The 17,006-nt window shown below is 39.2% G+C and carries 15 protein-coding genes and 1 tRNA gene; 4 read left to right on the plus strand and 12 right to left on the minus strand.

Annotated elements, in window-relative coordinates; all coding sequences use genetic code 11:
- Positions 1 to 17: 17 nt before the first annotated feature.
- Both ACFI34_RS09985 and ACFI34_RS09990 read right to left on the minus strand, forming a co-directional pair.
- Entirely contained in the window at positions 18 to 1,139 is a 1,122-nt protein-coding gene (locus tag ACFI34_RS09985) for a 4-phosphoerythronate dehydrogenase (protein WP_462673369.1), read from the minus strand.
- A gap of 152 nt (positions 1,140 to 1,291) precedes the next feature.
- A complete protein-coding gene (locus ACFI34_RS09990; RefSeq protein ID WP_462673370.1) occupies positions 1,292 to 3,514 on the minus strand; it encodes a TonB-dependent receptor in 2,223 nt (740 codons plus the stop codon).
- Between the two features lie 462 nt (positions 3,515 to 3,976).
- Here ACFI34_RS09990 and ACFI34_RS09995 point away from each other — a divergent pair, with 462 nt between their 5' ends.
- The gene (locus tag ACFI34_RS09995) at positions 3,977 to 5,122 is read left to right on the plus strand and encodes a porin (protein ID WP_350654701.1); all 1,146 of its coding nucleotides are present in this window, start codon (positions 3,977 to 3,979) and stop codon (positions 5,120 to 5,122) included.
- A gap of 12 nt (positions 5,123 to 5,134) precedes the next feature.
- Complete coding sequence (locus ACFI34_RS10000) at positions 5,135 to 5,542, plus strand: phosphate ABC transporter substrate-binding protein (RefSeq protein ID WP_350654703.1); 408 nt, start codon at positions 5,135 to 5,137, stop codon at positions 5,540 to 5,542.
- Positions 5,543 to 5,755: 213 nt separating this feature from the next.
- On the opposite strand, the gene ACFI34_RS10005 is transcribed toward ACFI34_RS10000, so the two are convergent.
- The 8 genes from ACFI34_RS10005 to rlmE all read right to left on the minus strand — a co-directional run bounded on the left by ACFI34_RS10005 (position 5,756) and on the right by rlmE (position 13,948).
- Positions 5,756 to 7,381: a methyl-accepting chemotaxis protein gene (locus ACFI34_RS10005; protein ID WP_350654705.1), complete on the minus strand. Its 1,626-nt coding sequence runs from the start codon at positions 7,379 to 7,381 to the stop codon at positions 5,756 to 5,758.
- 291 nt (positions 7,382 to 7,672) lie between these two features.
- Positions 7,673 to 7,757 (minus strand) — tRNA-Leu (locus tag ACFI34_RS10010).
- Positions 7,758 to 7,823: 66 nt separating this feature from the next.
- Positions 7,824 to 8,177, minus strand: a complete 354-nt coding sequence (secG, locus tag ACFI34_RS10015; RefSeq protein WP_462673371.1) for a preprotein translocase subunit SecG — start codon at positions 8,175 to 8,177, stop codon at positions 7,824 to 7,826.
- 1 nt (position 8,178) lies between these two features.
- Positions 8,179 to 8,928, minus strand: coding sequence for a triose-phosphate isomerase (gene tpiA, locus ACFI34_RS10020; RefSeq protein WP_462673372.1), 750 nt, complete (start codon positions 8,926 to 8,928; stop codon positions 8,179 to 8,181).
- A 71-nt stretch (positions 8,929 to 8,999) separates the two neighbouring features.
- Positions 9,000 to 10,349 (minus strand): phosphoglucosamine mutase, encoded by a 1,350-nt coding sequence (gene glmM, locus ACFI34_RS10025; RefSeq protein WP_462673373.1) that lies wholly within the window; start codon positions 10,347 to 10,349, stop codon positions 9,000 to 9,002.
- A complete protein-coding gene (gene folP, locus ACFI34_RS10030; RefSeq protein ID WP_462673374.1) occupies positions 10,346 to 11,194 on the minus strand; it encodes a dihydropteroate synthase in 849 nt (282 codons plus the stop codon). The genes glmM and folP overlap by 4 nt, the downstream gene beginning before the upstream one ends.
- 114 nt (positions 11,195 to 11,308) lie before the next feature.
- Positions 11,309 to 13,252: an ATP-dependent zinc metalloprotease FtsH gene (ftsH, locus tag ACFI34_RS10035; protein WP_462673375.1), complete on the minus strand. Its 1,944-nt coding sequence runs from the start codon at positions 13,250 to 13,252 to the stop codon at positions 11,309 to 11,311.
- A gap of 66 nt (positions 13,253 to 13,318) precedes the next feature.
- Positions 13,319 to 13,948: a 23S rRNA (uridine(2552)-2'-O)-methyltransferase RlmE gene (gene rlmE, locus ACFI34_RS10040; protein ID WP_006793907.1), complete on the minus strand. Its 630-nt coding sequence runs from the start codon at positions 13,946 to 13,948 to the stop codon at positions 13,319 to 13,321.
- A gap of 87 nt (positions 13,949 to 14,035) precedes the next feature.
- Between rlmE and yhbY the strand changes: the two genes are divergently transcribed.
- Positions 14,036 to 14,332, plus strand: a complete 297-nt coding sequence (gene yhbY / locus ACFI34_RS10045) for a ribosome assembly RNA-binding protein YhbY (RefSeq protein ID WP_006793908.1) — start codon at positions 14,036 to 14,038, stop codon at positions 14,330 to 14,332.
- 80 nt (positions 14,333 to 14,412) lie between these two features.
- On the opposite strand, the gene ACFI34_RS10050 is transcribed toward yhbY, so the two are convergent.
- Together ACFI34_RS10050 and ACFI34_RS10055 are read right to left on the minus strand one after the other, a co-directional pair.
- Entirely contained in the window at positions 14,413 to 14,922 is a 510-nt protein-coding gene (locus ACFI34_RS10050) for a SixA phosphatase family protein (RefSeq protein ID WP_462673376.1), read from the minus strand.
- Positions 14,919 to 16,073 carry a serine hydrolase domain-containing protein gene (locus ACFI34_RS10055; protein ID WP_462673377.1) on the minus strand — a complete coding sequence of 385 codons (1,155 nt, stop codon included), beginning with the start codon at positions 16,071 to 16,073 and terminating at the stop codon, positions 14,919 to 14,921. Before ACFI34_RS10055 ends, ACFI34_RS10050 begins: the two co-directional genes overlap by 4 nt.
- A gap of 112 nt (positions 16,074 to 16,185) precedes the next feature.
- Here ACFI34_RS10055 and ACFI34_RS10060 point away from each other — a divergent pair, with 112 nt between their 5' ends.
- A complete protein-coding gene (locus ACFI34_RS10060) occupies positions 16,186 to 16,989 on the plus strand; it encodes a hypothetical protein (RefSeq protein WP_462673378.1) in 804 nt (267 codons plus the stop codon).
- Positions 16,990 to 17,006 lie beyond the last annotated feature (17 nt).

The raw sequence follows: 17,006 nt of genomic DNA on the forward strand, positions 1-17,006 counted from the left end.
CACCGTTATATTAATAATTAGTTGGTTAGTGTAAAACCAAGTTGGCCTAAGGCAGCTAACTGCGGGCCATCACCTTTAACGGTTAAGGTGCTAAATTCTCTTCTTACAGGATAGTTTTTACGTAAACTATCAAAGCCATGAGACTCTATGTGACGAAGTAAAATCCCATCATCTCTTCGTACATCGTAAATTGTATGCACTAAACGTGCTATGTCTAGCTCTGTGAAACTTGAACTAACAGTGGCCTGCGTAATAGCTGGTACCGGTAAAAAATCGCCTAACGATTTCATAGCTTCAACGCCTTTGAGTTCGCATAGCTTTTGATACAGCATTTGTGTACCTCTTGCCTTACCCTCTAAGGTATGGCCTGCAATGTGTACACTGGCATAGCGTACATGTGCAAGTAAATCTGTTAAAATATTAGGTTCATTTTCCCACACATCAAGCACTAAATCTAAATCGGCCCCTGCTTCCATTAAATCTAGTAAAGCACTATTGTCAATAACATCCCCTCGGCTGGCATTAATTATCGTAGTACCCGGTTTTAAGGCGTTAAGCCTTACTTTATCCATCATGTGAAGTGTTTTATGAGGCCCTTTTTTAACAAGTGGCACATGGAAAGTTACAATATCTGATTGTGCAAGTAGTTCATCTAACTCTAAATGCTCATTTAATAACCCTTGTGCATGTTTTAATGGATCGCACAAAAGCAGCTTTACATTTAATGCTTTTAACTTTTTAGCCAAACAACTGCCAATACTCCCGACCCCTACTATGCCAATAGTTTGGCCTGTTAATGGGCGGGCGTTTTCTTGGCTTAACGCAAATAAGCTGCTAATAACATACTCTGCAACAGCAATGGCATTACAACCAGGCGCACTAGTAAATGTGATATTTTTTTCTTTTAGCAGCTGTGTGTCTATATGGTCAATTCCAATAGTGGCTGTGCCAACAAAACTTAAATTATTCGCTTTTGCTAATAACTCACTAGTAACATTGGTAACTGATCGTGTGAGTAATACTTCTACGTCTATCAGCTGGTCAGGTTTTAAGTTACGTCCATCAAACCGCTCAACCTCACCAAAACCTGAAAAGTACTGCTCAACTAAAGGCATGTTTTGATCGGCAAGAATTTTCATCACAGAGTCCATTTGGCAATTAAGGGCGCTATTGTATCGAACAACCAGACCTTTGCACAAACTAAAAAGGCCGAATCAAAAACTGATCCGGCCTTTTTAGCAAAATAAAATATAATGTTTAAATTACATTGTATTTTTACGCAAATTTAAGTTTATAACTCAAAATCTTTTTTGAATTTTAAACCAAATTCACTACGGTCGTTGCTTCTCATAACACCAACAAAGCCTGATTGTTGTAAACGACCTACATCGTATACTTCGTTCAGAACGTTTTCGCCATAAAGTGTTACTTCCATATCGCCATATGCGTTAGTGTAAGAGATGTTAAAGCCAACTAACTCACGCGAATCAATTGTTTCACTTTGGCTATATACTGACTGACCTTGCATTTCACTACGGTATGAATAATTAGCATTTAGTGCAACCGTTGCACCACTGTCTAAATCCATAAAGTATGATGGGGCAACCATTACAGTCCAGCGAGGTGTTAAAGCCGGTGAATCACCTTTACCAATACCTTGAACACCGGCATCAACCTCTGTAATTTCTGAATCTAAGTAACCTACCGCACTTCTTATTGTAAAGTCGTCAGTGATAGCAACGGTGGTTTCAAGTTCTATACCTTGTGCTTTTGATTGACCCGCATTTTCAACAATAGTTACAAAACCACCACCCGCTGTTGGATCTGAAAACGGAAGTGCTAAATCAGTGTAATCAGTAACAAATACCGCTAACATCATAGAAACGTTTTCGTGTACCTGGCCTTTCAAGCCCATTTCGTAGTTAACGGCTTTAGTTTCGTCGAACGACACAAACTGATCAGGTCCACCAAATGGACGTGGTGGGAAGCCACCAGTTTGATAACCTTTTTGAATTTGACCATACAGATTCATGTTATTGCTGATTTGGTATGATGCATTAATGTCCCATGTCACCGCGTCAAAATCAGCACTTACAAACTTAGGTACAGGGAATGTTGGGAACTGCGCGTTTGCGTCTTTTTCGTCTTTAGAATAACGCAATCCACCGCCAACAGTTAAATCATCAGTTAAATCGTAGCTAGCATTAATATAAGCTGCATATGAGTTAGTTTCTTGATTAATTTCAAAGTCGCCGTAGCCACCAAATGAAGGAGTAACGCCATCATTCAAAAAGCCATTTGGTGTATTGAACGGACTAAATACAAATGGACCTGAACGAGTGAAGCCATCTTCGTTGAAGAAGTAAAGACCAGAAACAAAATCCATGTTGTCGAACGTTGCATTTAACTGAAGCTCAAATGAGTACTGATCGGCTCCACCTTCTTCAGGAAATTCTGATAAGTTTAGAGGCGATGCATCATCATCAAGGCCACCCTCATACTCAGATGTACGATAGCTTGAAATAAATTTAGCTGTATATGTATCGTTAATCGCCCAATCAGCAGTTAAAGACGTACCCCAACCAGAGTATGACGTTGACTCAATCCCAGCAACAGTAGTACCTAAATCATCTGGGTCTGATGGGATCATGTCTTGTGTAAGTAATGGAAAGTCACCATTAAATACATCGTTTGAGTCAAGTGGTTCTGTCAGTTCAATTGTGTAAGGAGATTGGCCAGACTCGTTATCAACACCGTCTAAAGAAAACGTAAATGCAAGATCTGAATTTGCTTGCCATTTAAGAGCAACACGACCGCTAAACTCTTCTTCTTCACCTATTTCTTTTTCTGGGTTCGCTAGGTTTACCGCTTCACCCACACCGTCACGAGTTTTGTATGACGCGCTTGCAGACATACTTAACTCGTCATTTAATGAGTTGTTGAAGTAAATATCACCAGCAATACGTCCACGACTACCTAATTTTGCAGACGTTGTTAAAATACCTTCATCACCCGGTTGTTTGGTAATAACGTTTACCGCACCACCTAAAGTGTTTCGACCGTATAAAGTACCTTGTGGACCGCGCAGTACTTCTACACGCTCAACATTTGGTAATGATAGGTTAGACCCCATTTGACGGCCTAAGTAAACACCATCAAGGTATACACCCACACCTGGATCGGTTGTAATAATATGATCTTGCAAGCCAATACCACGAATAAATACCGAAGCATGTGCTGCATTACCTACACCGTAACGTGTGATGTTTAAATTTGGAACGTATTTACCAATATCTTCAAGGTTACTCATATTGGCTTTATCAATTAAATTAGCACCAATTGATGTGATAGCGGTTGGAGATTCAAACAAGCTCTCTGTACGTTTACGAGCAGTAACTTCGATTTTTTCAAACGCATCTTGCTTTGCTGTTGTTTTGGTTTCTTCAGCGTTTACTGAGGTAGTCAGGGCAGCAACTATTGCTAGGCTTAACTGTGAGAGTTTGCGTAGTTTCAAAATATTCTCCAAAGGATACCGTAAATTATTTATTATGCATTTACTGGTGCAACCAGTAAGTTTTGGGCATAAAAAAAGATGCGTGGTAGCATCTTTCCTCTGGAAGGGCATTATATTACACAATTGTGAATTTATGTATTTATTTTTTGATAAAAGTAAAAATGTCCTAACAGAGGAAAAGTTAACACGTTGCAGCGATACTTACTTCTTATGCAATTACTGCATAAAACCTCACGCTATAAATATACGCTCTCAAATTTAATTGGCTGCAACTTATTTTGATATTTTACTTAAAATCAGCAACCTGCATTAATAATGTCAGGCATCCCCCCTTAAAAAATAATAAAAAAGCATTAAATTAATCGATTTTTACTACTAACTTGCTAAATTGATTAGATATAGCTCTATTTCACTTCTATAATACGTCTGAATCAACATCTAATTAACTAATAGGAAATACATATGAAAAAGCTATCTGTAGCAGTAGCATTATGTGCGGCTTTAGCAACAAACTATGCTAGCGCCGAAGTTCGAATTAATGGCTTTGCATCAATTGTTGGTGGAAAGAGCCTTGATAGTGACAGCACCTTATATGGATATGATGATGACATTTCATTTAAAAATGAAAGTATTTTTGCATTACAGCTATCAGCAGACCTAATGGAGAAGCTAACGGCAACAGCTCAAATTGTTGCTCGTGGTGATAATGATTTCGACGCAGAGTTTGAATGGGCCTACGTAACTTATGAACTAAGCGACGAGTTACAAATTAGCGCGGGGAAAATGCGCGTACCATTTTACCGTTACTCAGATTTTATTGATGTAGGTTACGCTTACCGATGGGTTCGCCCGCCTCAGTCTGTTTATAGCATTCCTTTTTCTACTTATGAAGGTTTAAGCTTATTACACAATACGCAGCTTGGCGATTGGGATTCAACAGTACAAGTCATGTACGGTAGTTTCGATGGTGAAATAAACGCAATCACTGAAAAAACTCAAGCTGAACTTAACGATTTTGCTGGCATTAACTGGACGCTTGCATATGACTGGTTCAGCGTTCGTGCTGCATATTTGGTTGCAGAAACATCATTTGCACTTGACGGAACAGACCCTAGCGGCGCTGCATTAAATGGATTAGAAGCCGCACTTCGAGCAAACAGCTTAAATACTTTAGCTGACGATATTGCAATAAACGAAGATGACAGCAGCTTCTTCGGGCTTGGCTTCTCAATTGATTACGATAATTTCTTATTTGATGCTGAATATACACAATTTGAAGTAGAAAACAGCATTTTGACTGAGCAAACACAATACTATGCATCTGTAGGTTATCGCTTGGATGACGTTATAGTTCATTTTACGTATGAAGATAATGACGACAAACATGATGCATCTCGCTTCGATCCAATTGCAACAGTACCAAGTCTGAATGCTGCTATAAACGGTGCACTGACAGGTGTTCAAGCGCAAAGCAATGTATACACTATCGGCGCGCGTTATGACTTTCACCCTTCTGCAGCATTTAAAATTGATTTTAGCCGCTTTGAAGACGATGTAACTGATACAGAGACTGATGTTGTTGCTGTTGGCGTTGATCTTGTATTTTAATTGGAGCATATAATGAAAAAATTAATTTTAGCTAGTGCACTTTCATTGTGCTCAATTAATGCTTTTGCAGAAGTTGCGGTAATAGTTAATGCTGGTAACGCAAATGCTCTAGACGCAGATACAATTAAAAAGATATACCTTGGTAAAGCCAAGTCATTTGGTGATGGTACTAAGGTAAATCCAGTAAACCAAGATGGCACCGCTGCAGCAGATGAGTTTAACGATAAAGTTGTAGGTAAATCTAGCAGCCAGCTTAACGCTTACTGGTCTAAACTTGTGTTTACTGGCAAAGGTACACCTCCAGAGAAATTAGGTTCAGATCAAGCTGTAATAGATTTTGTAGCAGCGAATGCTGATGCTATCGGCTACGTAGATAGCGCAAAAGTTAGTGACAATGTAAAAGTGGTTGCGACCTTTTAGCCATTAGCCCGTAAATTAAAAAAACCACCAAATGGTGGTTTTTTTGTACCTGTAAAAAGTTATGTCTGTTGGCTTAACAAGTTAATCTCGTGTCCAATCTTGCGTTCTAAGTTGTTCTATTGTTGCAGGGTTAGTAATACATAACTAGCTAGACTTCAAAACAATAAAGCCTCCAAAAGGAGGCTTTATAGAAACCTTAGCTGTGCAGGTTGATTACTCAATTCTGAATTTTGCAGTAGCGTCTAATAGATTATCTGACAAGTAATGTAGGTTTTTAGCTACATCTCTTACAGCCAGTAATGAGTCCATGGTATCTTCAAAAGAAACATGCATATTAGATACATTTTCTACAACCATGGCTGCAACCGATGTTTGCTCTTCAGTTGCTGCTGCTATTTGTGAGTTCATGCCATTTATTTCTAGCATTTGCTCAGCAATTTTCTCAATTGATATTCCTGTTTTTTCAGCCGCTGTCGCATTATCTGTTGCCATATCTCGAGCTGAAGTCATAGCGGTAACCGAATCATTAGCAGCGGTAGTTAAAGCACCTAGCAATTCGCGTATTTCATTCGTTGAATGAGCGGTTCGTGAAGCAAGTTCTCGAACTTCATCAGCTACTACCGCAAACCCACGGCCATGTTCACCGGCACGTGCAGCCTCAATAGCCGCATTAAGCGCAAGTAAGTTGGTTTGATCGGCAATTGAAGTAATTACATTCAATATTTGTGATACGTTTTTTGTATCGTCCGCAAGTTTATTAATTGTTGTTGCTGCTTGGTTAATTTCATCACTTAGCGTACGAGATGCATTGACAGACATTTGTACCTGGGTACGGCTTTGCTCTACTTCTTTTTCTGCCGTTTCAGCCGCGTGTGATGCATTTGCTGCAGATTGAGAAATATCACCAACGCTTTGCTTCATCTCTTCCATTGATTGCTTAACAATTTCAGCATCTGTTGTTTGTTTTGTTGTTGCACGTTCCGCCTGCTCCATACCCTGTACTAAACGGGTAGAGTTTTCCATTAATGGTTCACATACAGCAATTACTTCAAGTACGGTTTCTTTTAACAGCGCAATAAAAGCATTAAAGTTAATAGAAACTTGGCCAATTTCATCTTTAGAATTCACGGTTAATTGAGTACTTAAAGACCCTTTACCATTCGCTAATAAGCTTAAGTTATTTGCAGCATCGCTTGCTGAGGAGCCGATATTTTTAGCAATCCAAATTGCCATAAATAAAAGCAGCAATAAAGACACGATAGACACAGCAAGCATTAAAGTAAGTGCATTGTCAGAACGTGTGTTAGTGCTTTCAACTAATTCAAAAAAACGATTATCAGCTTTTTGTTGCGCTGCTTTAAAGCTCTCTAAAACAGAACTATAAAGACTTGTTTTTAACTGGGCTTGCTGCTGAATTTTACTAAAATCGGCAGTGCCATTTACCATACCATTAGCAATTGTAGCTGATATCTTCTCGTAGTCGGCTAATTCTTTCACTACATCATTGCTAATGTAGCCATTACTCATTTGCTTAATTAAATTTATATTTGATTCAATTGTTTTGTAAGTATCATCAGCTTTAGTTATTAAGTCTTGCTCGCCAAATGTAACTGCTTGGGTGTAAAGCTCATCTAGTTTTTCTAACAGCCCTACGTTCGCTGATGTTAACTTTACAACCTTATATGAAGAGTTGCCCATTTCATCTAAAGAAGCTCTATTATCATCTATGGCAAGAAAATTAATTAATACCATAATTATAAAAGCAACAACTGCAATACATGTTATTGCATGTATTTTTTTAGTTATGCTTAGGTTTTGAAAAGAGAAGCCTGAAGCCATACTATTTACCTTTTTGAGTTATCTAAATTTATTATCGGCTCAATACTGATAAGTGTGAGTTAAATTTGTAAAATTTCTAGTTTTTTTTTCATTTTAATCATTAATTAAGCTAAAAAATGAAATTAACACAAATAAATAGACTTTATTGGGTACACGATGTGTTTCCTGTTAAAAATTTCACCAAAGAATCTAAATTATTGTTATAACACAAACGTTTCAAGTGCAAAAAACAATCAAAGCAAATTTTAGGTATAAAAAAACCAGTAACATAATTGCTACTGGTTTTAAATTTGGTGCGGATGGGGGGACTTGAACCCCCACGCCCTAAAGCACTACCCCCTCAAGGTAGCGTGTCTACCAATTCCACCACATCCGCATTTTAAATTTTTGTTCTCTTATTTTATTTGTTTGAGGTTAACAAATAGCTGAACAGTAAACTGTATTAGTTTGGTACGTCTGAGTTACTTTCTTTATTAGAAGTAACTGGAACATCTTCTTCAACCGGGACTACTGTTTCAATAGCAGGCGCTGCCTCTAGGTTTTCCCATTCATCAGTCTGTTTAATCTGACCGGCTGTTAAATTGCCTAAAACAATACTCAACACAAAAAAGACTGTCGCTAGGCTTGTTGTTGTCTTTGTCATAAAGTTACCAGCACCTGAAGAACCAAACACAGTCCCAGAAGCGCCTGCACCAAATGATGACCCCATATCAGCACCTTTACCTTGTTGGATTAACACCATACCAATTAAAGCTAAAGCTACAACTAAATAAACTACTAATAAAATTTCGTACATCTTATACGGTCCCTTTTGCACTGTTACAGATAGCAGCAAAAGATGCTGCTTTTAGACTGGCACCTCCAATTAGGCCACCATCAATATCTGGTTGTGCAAATAATAATTCGCTATTTTTTTCGTTAACGCTTCCACCATATAAGATGGTAAGCCCTTGTGCTAAATCACTGTCTAAAGACGCAATTTTGTCACGGATAAATTTGTGAACAGCTTGTGCCTGTTCTGGCGATGCAGTCTTACCTGTGCCTATGGCCCAAACGGGCTCGTATGCTATCACAGAATCTTTCAGCGCTGCTACACCTAATTTTTTAATTACCGCATCTATTTGAGCAGCAACTACATGTTCTGTTTGTCCACTTTCTTGCTCTGTTTCACTCTCGCCAACGCAAAGAACGGGTATTAAACCAGCTGATTGAGCTCTAGCAAATTTATCAGCAATAACATCGCTGCTTTCGTTGTAAATACTACGACGCTCTGAATGGCCAACTAGCGCATAATTTACGCCAAGGTCTTTCAGTAGTTGTGCATCAACTTCACCAGTAAAAGCGCCTGGCGTGTTTTCAGATACAGTTTGAGCACCAGTCTTAACACCGCTTGCAATCATTGCTGAAACAAGTGGGAATGGAGGAAATAAAATAACATCTATTTCTGGTGATTTAATACTATTAATAGCATCCGACATATCTTTGACTAGCTCTATTGAACCATTCATTTTCCAATTGCCAGCGACCATTGCCTTACGTATTGCCATTTTCCACTCCACATTAGAAAGCGGGCGAGATATTAACTTTTCTCACCCAAAGTTACAAGAGGTTATTGTTATCAATCAGGTTGTTTGCTCATAGATTCGACAATCTCTGCAATCTTACGTGCACTGTCTAATACTATTTTTTCTTGTTCTGCTTCAACCATAACACGAACGACAGGTTCAGTGCCTGATTTACGGAGTAAAACACGGCCTTTATTACCCAAGTTTTGTTCCACTTCTTCGACTGCCGCAAGGACTTTTGGCGCCGTTGTAGGATCGGTACCCGGTGTATAACGCACGTTAATCATTTTCATTGGGTATTTTGTAAACCCGGCGCCTAAATCTTGAAGCGTTCTATTTTGTGCAACCATAGCAGCCAGCACTTGCAAGCTTGATATAATACCATCACCCGTTGAAATTAAGTCTAGATTAAGTACATGCCCTGAGCTCTCTCCGCCAATTTTCCACCCTTTTTGCTGAAGTAATTCCATTACATAGCGATCGCCAACTTTGCTTCTAGAAAACTCAATGCCTTTTGCTTTAAGTGCATTTTCAAGGCCCATATTTGACATAACAGTACCAACAACACCGCCACCTAAAATATGATCGTTCGCTGCCTGACAAGCAATTATATAAACTAAGTCGTCACCATCAAATACACGGCCATTATGGTCAACCATCATTACACGGTCGCCGTCACCATCATAAGCTATGCCTACATCGGCTTTATGTTCAAGTACTTTGCGTTTTAACGTGTCTACATGAGTTGCACCACATTCATGGTTTATATTTACACCATTTGGCTCACATGCATGCGTAATTACGTCGGCGCCGAGCTCTCTCATGACTGATGGGGCTATATGATATGTTGCGCCGTTAGCGCAATCTACAACCACTTTTAATCCCTCTAAAGACAACCCTTGTGGAAATTGACTCTTACAAAACTCAATATAACGTCCATCTGCGCTTGCTAAGCGTGTTGCTTTACCTAACTTATCTGAGGCCACACAGGTCATTTGCTCATCAAGCATGGCCTCTATTTCAAGCTCTACAGCGTCATCCAATTTTAAGCCTTGACCATTAAAAAATTTAATGCCGTTGTCGTAATAGGGATTATGTGAAGCGCTTATTACAATACCGGCCTCAGCCCTAAATGTTTGTGCTAAATAAGCAACGGCTGGCGTAGGCATTGGGCCAAGCAGAACAACATCAATACCGGCAGCTATTAAACCCGCTTCAAGTGCCGTCTCAAGCATGTAACCTGAAATACGCGTGTCTTTACCAATAATAACTTTTTTGGTTCCACCTTTTGATAATACACGTCCTGCGGCCCAACCTAGCTTCATTGCAAACTCAGGGTTTATAGGTGCTGTCCCCACTAAACCACGCACGCCATCTGTGCCAAAATACTTTCTTTGTTTCATTCTATTATTCCTTTTATGCACGCTTGGTAAACACCGAGTACATCTGCAGTTTCTTTTACGTCGTGAACACGAATTATTTTTGCGCCATTTTGTGCGGCAATAAGAGCGCCGGCTAAACTACCGGCCATTCGTTCACTCGTGTCTCTGTTTAACAGATTGCCAATCATCGACTTACGAGATAACCCCGCTAATAATGGCAAACCTAATTTATTAAAATCATTAAACTTGGTTAAAATTTCGTAGTTATGGCTTAATGTTTTTCCAAATCCAAAGCCAGGGTCAAGAATAAGCTGTTGAGCTTTTATCCCCATTGTCTCACAGGCATTAATACGACTTTTAAAAAACTCATTAATATCGCCCATTAAATCATTATACTGAGGAGACGTTTGCATACTTCGGGGCTGACCCTGCATGTGCATTAAGCAAATTGCGATGTTTTCAAATTGCGCAACAACATTCAGTGCGTCAGGCTCTTGTAATGCGCGAACATCATTTACCATATCTGCACCAGCTAAAATAGCTTGCCTCATCACCTCAGCTTTACTCGTATCGACAGAAATAACACAATCACTCTGAGCGCGTATTGCTTTTATTATTGGCACCACTCGTTCAAGCTCATCATCAAGGCTAACTGTCTGTGCACCAGGGCGAGTAGACTCACCACCAATATCTATTATTTTTGCGCCATCACTTAATAGTTTTATTGCACGCTGCACAGCGAGATTAGGGTCTATAAACTTCCCACCATCTGAAAATGAATCTGGGGTTACATTTAATATACCCATAATCACAGGCTCAATTAAATTTAGTTCTCGACCATTTGGTAAATTAATAACATTATTCATCGTGAGCCTTGTTTGCATTTCAGCATCCAAACACACTCTAACTATAAATTAGAGCGAAATTAAAACCGATACAAAAAAGCCCCGAAGTTCGGGGCTTTTTTAGTATTTTAACGATTATTCAGCTTTATCATCAACATTTGTTTCATCTTTTTTAGATGATTCTGTTGTTGATTGGCTTTCATCATTAACAGGTTCTTTTACAGAATCTGTTTTTGCAGCTTTTGGCTCATGACGGTCATGAGCATCGCGTGGCTCACGCACTGGCTGACGCGCCATTAAATCGTCAATTTGCTTAGCATCAATCGTTTCATATTTCATTAACGCGTCTTTCATTGAGTGAAGAATATCAATATTCTCTTTCAATATTTTTTCGGCACGCTCGTAGTTTCTATCTGAAAATAAACGAACCTCAGCGTCAATTACTTTAGCTGTATCATCCGACATGTTAGATGCACGACTACCGCCACCACCCATGTACATTTCGTTTTGATCTTCAGCGTAAAGTAGTGGTCCTAATTTTTCGCTTAGACCCCAATGTGTAACCATTTTGCGTGCTATGTCTGTTGCACGTTCAATATCGTTACTCGCACCGGTAGTCACTTTGTCTGTACCGTAAATAAGTGCTTCAGCGATTCGACCACCATAAAGGCTAGAAATCATTGATTCTAATAGCTCTTTAGAATGGCTAACACGATCTTGCTCTGGTAAATACATAGTCACACCTAGCGCACGGCCACGTGGAATGATAGATACTTTATAAACAGGGTCATGCTCTGGCACCATGCGTCCAACAATTGCATGGCCGGCTTCGTGGTATGCCGTCATTTCTTTCTCTTGCTCGCTCATCACCATGGTCTTGCGCTCTGCGCCCATCATGATTTTGTCTTTAGCAGCATCAAACTCAGCCATGTTTACAACACGTTTGTTACCACGTGCCGCGTAAAGTGCGGCTTCGTTGACTAAGTTAGCTAAATCAGCACCCGAAAAACCGGGTGTACCGCGAGCAATAACAGCTGCATCAACGTTGTCACCTAATGGTACTTTACGCATGTGCACTTTAATGATTTGTTCACGACCGCGTATATCAGGTAAACCAACTTCTACTTGACGGTCAAAACGACCAGGACGAAGTAATGCCGGGTCTAGCACGTCTGGGCGGTTAGTCGCAGCAATAACAATGATGCCTTCGTTGCCACCAAAGCCATCCATTTCTACCAGCATTTGGTTTAATGTTTGCTCGCGTTCATCGTTACCGCCGCCCATACCTGCGCCACGTTTACGACCTACTGCATCAATTTCATCGATGAAAATAATACAAGGCGCTGCTTTTTTAGCTTGTTCAAACATGTCACGTACGCGCGATGCACCTACACCTACAAACATTTCTACAAAGTCAGAACCCGAAATTGTGAAAAATGGTACTTTTGCTTCACCCGCAACAGCTTTAGCAAGCAATGTTTTACCAGTACCTGGTGGGCCAACCATTAGTACACCTTTAGGTATACTACCGCCTAATTTTTGGAATTTAGACGGGTCACGCAAGAAGTCGACCAATTCGGTAACGTCTTCTTTTGCTTCATCACAACCAGCAACATCAGCGAACGTAGTTTTAATTTGATCTTCGCTCATTAAGCGCGCTTTGCTCTTACCGAACGACATAGCGCCTTTACCGCCACCGCCTTGCATTTGACGCATGAAGAAAATCCATACACCAATAAGCAGTATCATCGGGAACCAAGAAATAAATATGCTTGCTAAAAATGATTGTTCTTCAGGTTGTACACCCTTCACATTTACATCATTTTTAAGTAAATCATTTATTAAGTCTTCATCGCGCATTGGCATCGTTGTTTGAAAACGCTCACCACTGCTCTTAGTACCAGTAATATTTCCTGTACCACGGTCAATAACAACTTCTTGCAAAGAGCCACTGCGGACATCTTTTACAAACTGACTGTAACTTGTTTGACGGTCGATTTGCTCGCCACCATTAAAGCTCTGAAAGACTGACATAAGCACAACTGCAATGACCAGCCATAGTATTAAATTTTTCGCCATATCGCTCAAGGGGTTAACCTCTTGTATCCAATTAATTTAAATTCAACTAAACGCCAAGCAACTGTACTACAGTTTGTATCCAGTCGCTACTATATATACTTCCCGAGAACGGGCACGTGAGGCATCAGGTTTGCGTATTTTCACTGCTTTAAAACTATTACGTACTTCCTGCAAGTATTGATCAAAGCCTTCTCCTTGGAAAACCTTAACAATAAATGCACCATTTTTCTTTAGAACTTGATTACACATATCTAGCGCAAGCTCAACTAAGTACATGCTTCCAGCTTGGTCTACTGAGTTATTACCACTCATATTCGGTGCCATATCAGAGAGTACCACATCAACATTTTTCCCATCAATGCGTTTTAGTAAAGCATCTAACACGGCTTCTTCGCGAAAATCACCTTGTAAAAAATCTACACCGGCTAAAGAGTCCATAGGTAAAATATCACAAGCAACAACCTGCCCTTTGTCACCTACTTTTTCGGCTAAATACTGTGACCAACTACCTGGGGCTGCCCCTAAATCCACCACAGTCATACCAGGGCGAAGTAACTTATCTCTATTTTGTACTTCATCTAATTTAAAAACCGCTCTTGAACGCCAGCCTTTTTTTTGCGCTTCCTGAACATATTTATCATCAAAATGTTCTTTCAACCATCGCTGTGAACTGGCTGACTGTTTTTTATTTGTCATAAATTACACGCAACTAATTAGTAATATTCTCTAGATGGCGTTAGAATACCCTTAATTCAAGCCATATTCAGCAAAATTTGTATAAACATGACATTATCAAATAAACAAAAGCAGTTTTTAAAAGGCGAGGCACATAGCCTTAAGCCTGTAGTTTTACTAGGTTCTAACGGTTTAACCGAAGGCGTAGTGATGGAAATTCAAAGTGCACTAGAAATTCACGAATTAATCAAAGTTAAAGTACCAACTGACGATCGTGAAACCAAAGCGCTTATTTTTGAAGCAATCGTTCGTGAAACAGGTGCGACAAAGCTTCAAACAATTGGCCACACTATTGTGCTTTATCGCCAAAGCCCTGAGAAAAAAATTCAACTGCCGCGTAACTAATTTACTTTCTGAGTAATTTATTGCGCTTAATAAAAAACCAGCTATCAGCTGGTTTTTTATCATTTATTTAGCCCTGAATTCTAAAAAGTAAAATTCATTTCTAAGTCTTTGAGTAAATATTTGATTTCTGCATGATGCTTTTTTTTGCTTAACAAAAAATAGCGTGAAAACTGCATTTCACTCATTGGTTCTATTTCTTCATTTGAAAGCAACGTTGCAAGTTCTGGAGTTGTATTGCTATGACCAATCACTGCAACTATGCCATCCAAAGACACTATCTGTTTTTTTAAATCAGCCAAATCTCTAGCATTGTAAATCTTTATTTCAGAATCAAAATGCGCAGCAAGTGGGCCTGCTGTTTGTAAAGTACGTTTATCGTTACTACTAAATACATGAACCCTATCGTATTGTTTAAATAATGAAACTAAATGCTGAGCCCGCTTATTGCCTTGTTGTGTGAGCTCCGGGTTTATTCCCGCTAATTTTTCACTATGGCGAAAAAGGTATATTTTTTCTGGAGCCGAAAATACATATTGGCTTTTAAATAAAACTGCACATAATAAAATAAAAACACCCTGTTTTATTTTCATACCTTCTGCTCACGTTTGTACTTTAATAACCGATTAATAAACTCGGTTGTTAATTCATTAATTAACCCAGTTTCGGCGTTTAACACCAAGCTAAAGCCAATATTTAAATGGGGGAATACCACTAAGTCGCTTCTGTATCCTTGTACCCAACCACTGTGGTAATACAAGGTTTCATTGTCGTAATTGTATACTCGCCAACCTAAACCGTAATAAGCTTCGTTAAGTTGTTTTTTCCATACCCTGCGGTACATTTCTTTTTTCGTGCGTGTGTATGGCCGAGTTTGTTTAGACAATGCATCAAGTGATAACACTTTGGGGTAGTGACCTAATTGCGCCTTTAACCAGATAGCCATATCGCTTGCACTGGCATTAACACCAGCTGCTGGTCCAACTTTGTAGTAATTTTTTTTAAGCTTTGCAGTGTACCACCGTTTTTTCCCACGTACGTGCGGTAAAGCGTAATTACTATCAACCATCATGGCTTCATAACCCAAGCTAGCATCAACCATATCAAGTGGCTGAAAAATGCCTTCATTTAGCCATTGTGAATAATCTTTATTTGTACTTTTTAAAATAACATCATCAATTAAACTAAACATTACGTTTTGATAACCGTAGCATATCCCAGGCTCGCAAATAGGTTTAACCGTCACTAACTTTTGAACTATATCGGGATAGTCCATCCGCGATTCAATTAAGTTGTCATATGCGTTTGGCACCAAGCCGCTAGAGTGACTCAATAAGTGATAAACTTTTAAGTTGTCTTCGTATTCTGTGCCTTTAAAGTCAGGTAGGTAATCACTGACGTAGTTATCTAATTTTATGAGCCCATCACTAGATAGTTTTGCAGCTAGCGAACCTGCAAATGTTTTGGACACCGACGCCAATCTAAAACGAGTGTGAACATTAACCTTTTGACCATTTCGGGCTTTAGTGCGCCCAACCCCATGGATGTAATCACTATTGCCTAAATTAACTATCGAAAGTGCAGCTCCTGGAATGCCTTTACTCGTGAGTTTTTTTTCTGCGTAACGGCCATACTTTTTTACAAAACTATCCCAATTTGGGTCTTGCTGCGCTGCAAAACTAACGGTTGCATACACAAAGCACACTGCAGTTAAGCAAAACTTTAAAAGTGGTAAGCGCTTCATTTTTTAATACTTTATCTTTTTAACTGCCTCTGTATGCATAATATCATGAACTTTTCTTTGGACTAACGTACAATACAAAAATTATTGTACTTTTTGTGGGTGTTAAGTATTTATGCGTTTTTTAGTTGTATTACTTTTTGTTTTATTATCATCAGGTTGTGCCATTACCAAACAACCAGCAGAGCCTTTGGCTATGCCGCTAAAGCCAGCACTAACAACGCAAACGTATCAGCTTAAATACCAAACTGAGCATGCTTCACCAAAAGTGAAGTCGGTGCAATTGCCTGCACACAAAGTTTTACAAAATCAAACGGTAAAAATAATTACCGATAAAGCAAGTGTAACCGACACTCTACTATCGCAAATAAGCCAAGCACTTAACGATAAACAGCTTAAAGTTACGAGTAAAAATAACAGTGATTACACGCTGACTATTCAAAAGCTAGACTTAACATTTAAAGAAAACACACAGTATTCAATTGCCACACCTGAAAAGCCATTTGTCTTGTTTGAAAATATTGCAAAGCAATACCCAACGCAGCAATGTGCATCTATTTTTGCAGAAGTTAATATGCGTTTAACGCACAAAGCTTCTGGTGATGTAGTGTGGTTTGCCACGTCGTCTATAGACAGCGCCAGCTTTCACCGAGAGCCGCTAATTTACAGCTTAAGTGAAGAACAAAGAATTACAAACGAACTAGAGGTTGTTGCATTTATCCACCAGCAAAACACAGCAGAAGCACGTTTAGCTAGAGTGGGTAAAGAGGTGAAAATCCCTGAGTATCAAATGCTGTCTAAATTATCTAGCCTAAGTAAGTTAAGTGGTCCGTGTAACCGCACAGAAGTCAGTGCTCTAACACCTATGATGCAATTTTACTTAAGCAGTATCTTAATAGATAAAATTAAAGTTCAGTAAAAGTAACATTTGCTACA

Source organism: Pseudoalteromonas sp. PSi26, from assembly GCF_054960575.1.

What these genes read in the sequence shown, in the direction of transcription:
- ACFI34_RS09985 (WP_462673369.1), bottom strand. Translation starts at nt 1,139, where the DNA reads ATGAAAATTCTTGCCGATCAAAACATGCCTTTAGTTGAGCAGTACTTT.
- ACFI34_RS09995 (WP_350654701.1), top strand. Translation starts at nt 3,977, where the DNA reads ATGAAAAAGCTATCTGTAGCAGTAGCATTATGTGCGGCTTTAGCAACA.
- ACFI34_RS10000 (WP_350654703.1), top strand. Translation starts at nt 5,135, where the DNA reads ATGAAAAAATTAATTTTAGCTAGTGCACTTTCATTGTGCTCAATTAAT.
- ACFI34_RS10005 (WP_350654705.1), bottom strand. Translation starts at nt 7,381, where the DNA reads ATGGCTTCAGGCTTCTCTTTTCAAAACCTAAGCATAACTAAAAAAATA.
- secG (WP_462673371.1), bottom strand. Translation starts at nt 8,177, where the DNA reads ATGTACGAAATTTTATTAGTAGTTTATTTAGTTGTAGCTTTAGCTTTA.
- tpiA (WP_462673372.1), bottom strand. Translation starts at nt 8,928, where the DNA reads ATGGCAATACGTAAGGCAATGGTCGCTGGCAATTGGAAAATGAATGGT.
- glmM (WP_462673373.1), bottom strand. Translation starts at nt 10,349, where the DNA reads ATGAAACAAAGAAAGTATTTTGGCACAGATGGCGTGCGTGGTTTAGTG.
- folP (WP_462673374.1), bottom strand. Translation starts at nt 11,194, where the DNA reads ATGAATAATGTTATTAATTTACCAAATGGTCGAGAACTAAATTTAATT.
- ftsH (WP_462673375.1), bottom strand. Translation starts at nt 13,252, where the DNA reads ATGGCGAAAAATTTAATACTATGGCTGGTCATTGCAGTTGTGCTTATG.
- rlmE (WP_006793907.1), bottom strand. Translation starts at nt 13,948, where the DNA reads ATGACAAATAAAAAACAGTCAGCCAGTTCACAGCGATGGTTGAAAGAA.
- yhbY (WP_006793908.1), top strand. Translation starts at nt 14,036, where the DNA reads ATGACATTATCAAATAAACAAAAGCAGTTTTTAAAAGGCGAGGCACAT.
- ACFI34_RS10050 (WP_462673376.1), bottom strand. Translation starts at nt 14,922, where the DNA reads ATGAAAATAAAACAGGGTGTTTTTATTTTATTATGTGCAGTTTTATTT.
- ACFI34_RS10055 (WP_462673377.1), bottom strand. Translation starts at nt 16,073, where the DNA reads ATGAAGCGCTTACCACTTTTAAAGTTTTGCTTAACTGCAGTGTGCTTT.
- ACFI34_RS10060 (WP_462673378.1), top strand. Translation starts at nt 16,186, where the DNA reads ATGCGTTTTTTAGTTGTATTACTTTTTGTTTTATTATCATCAGGTTGT.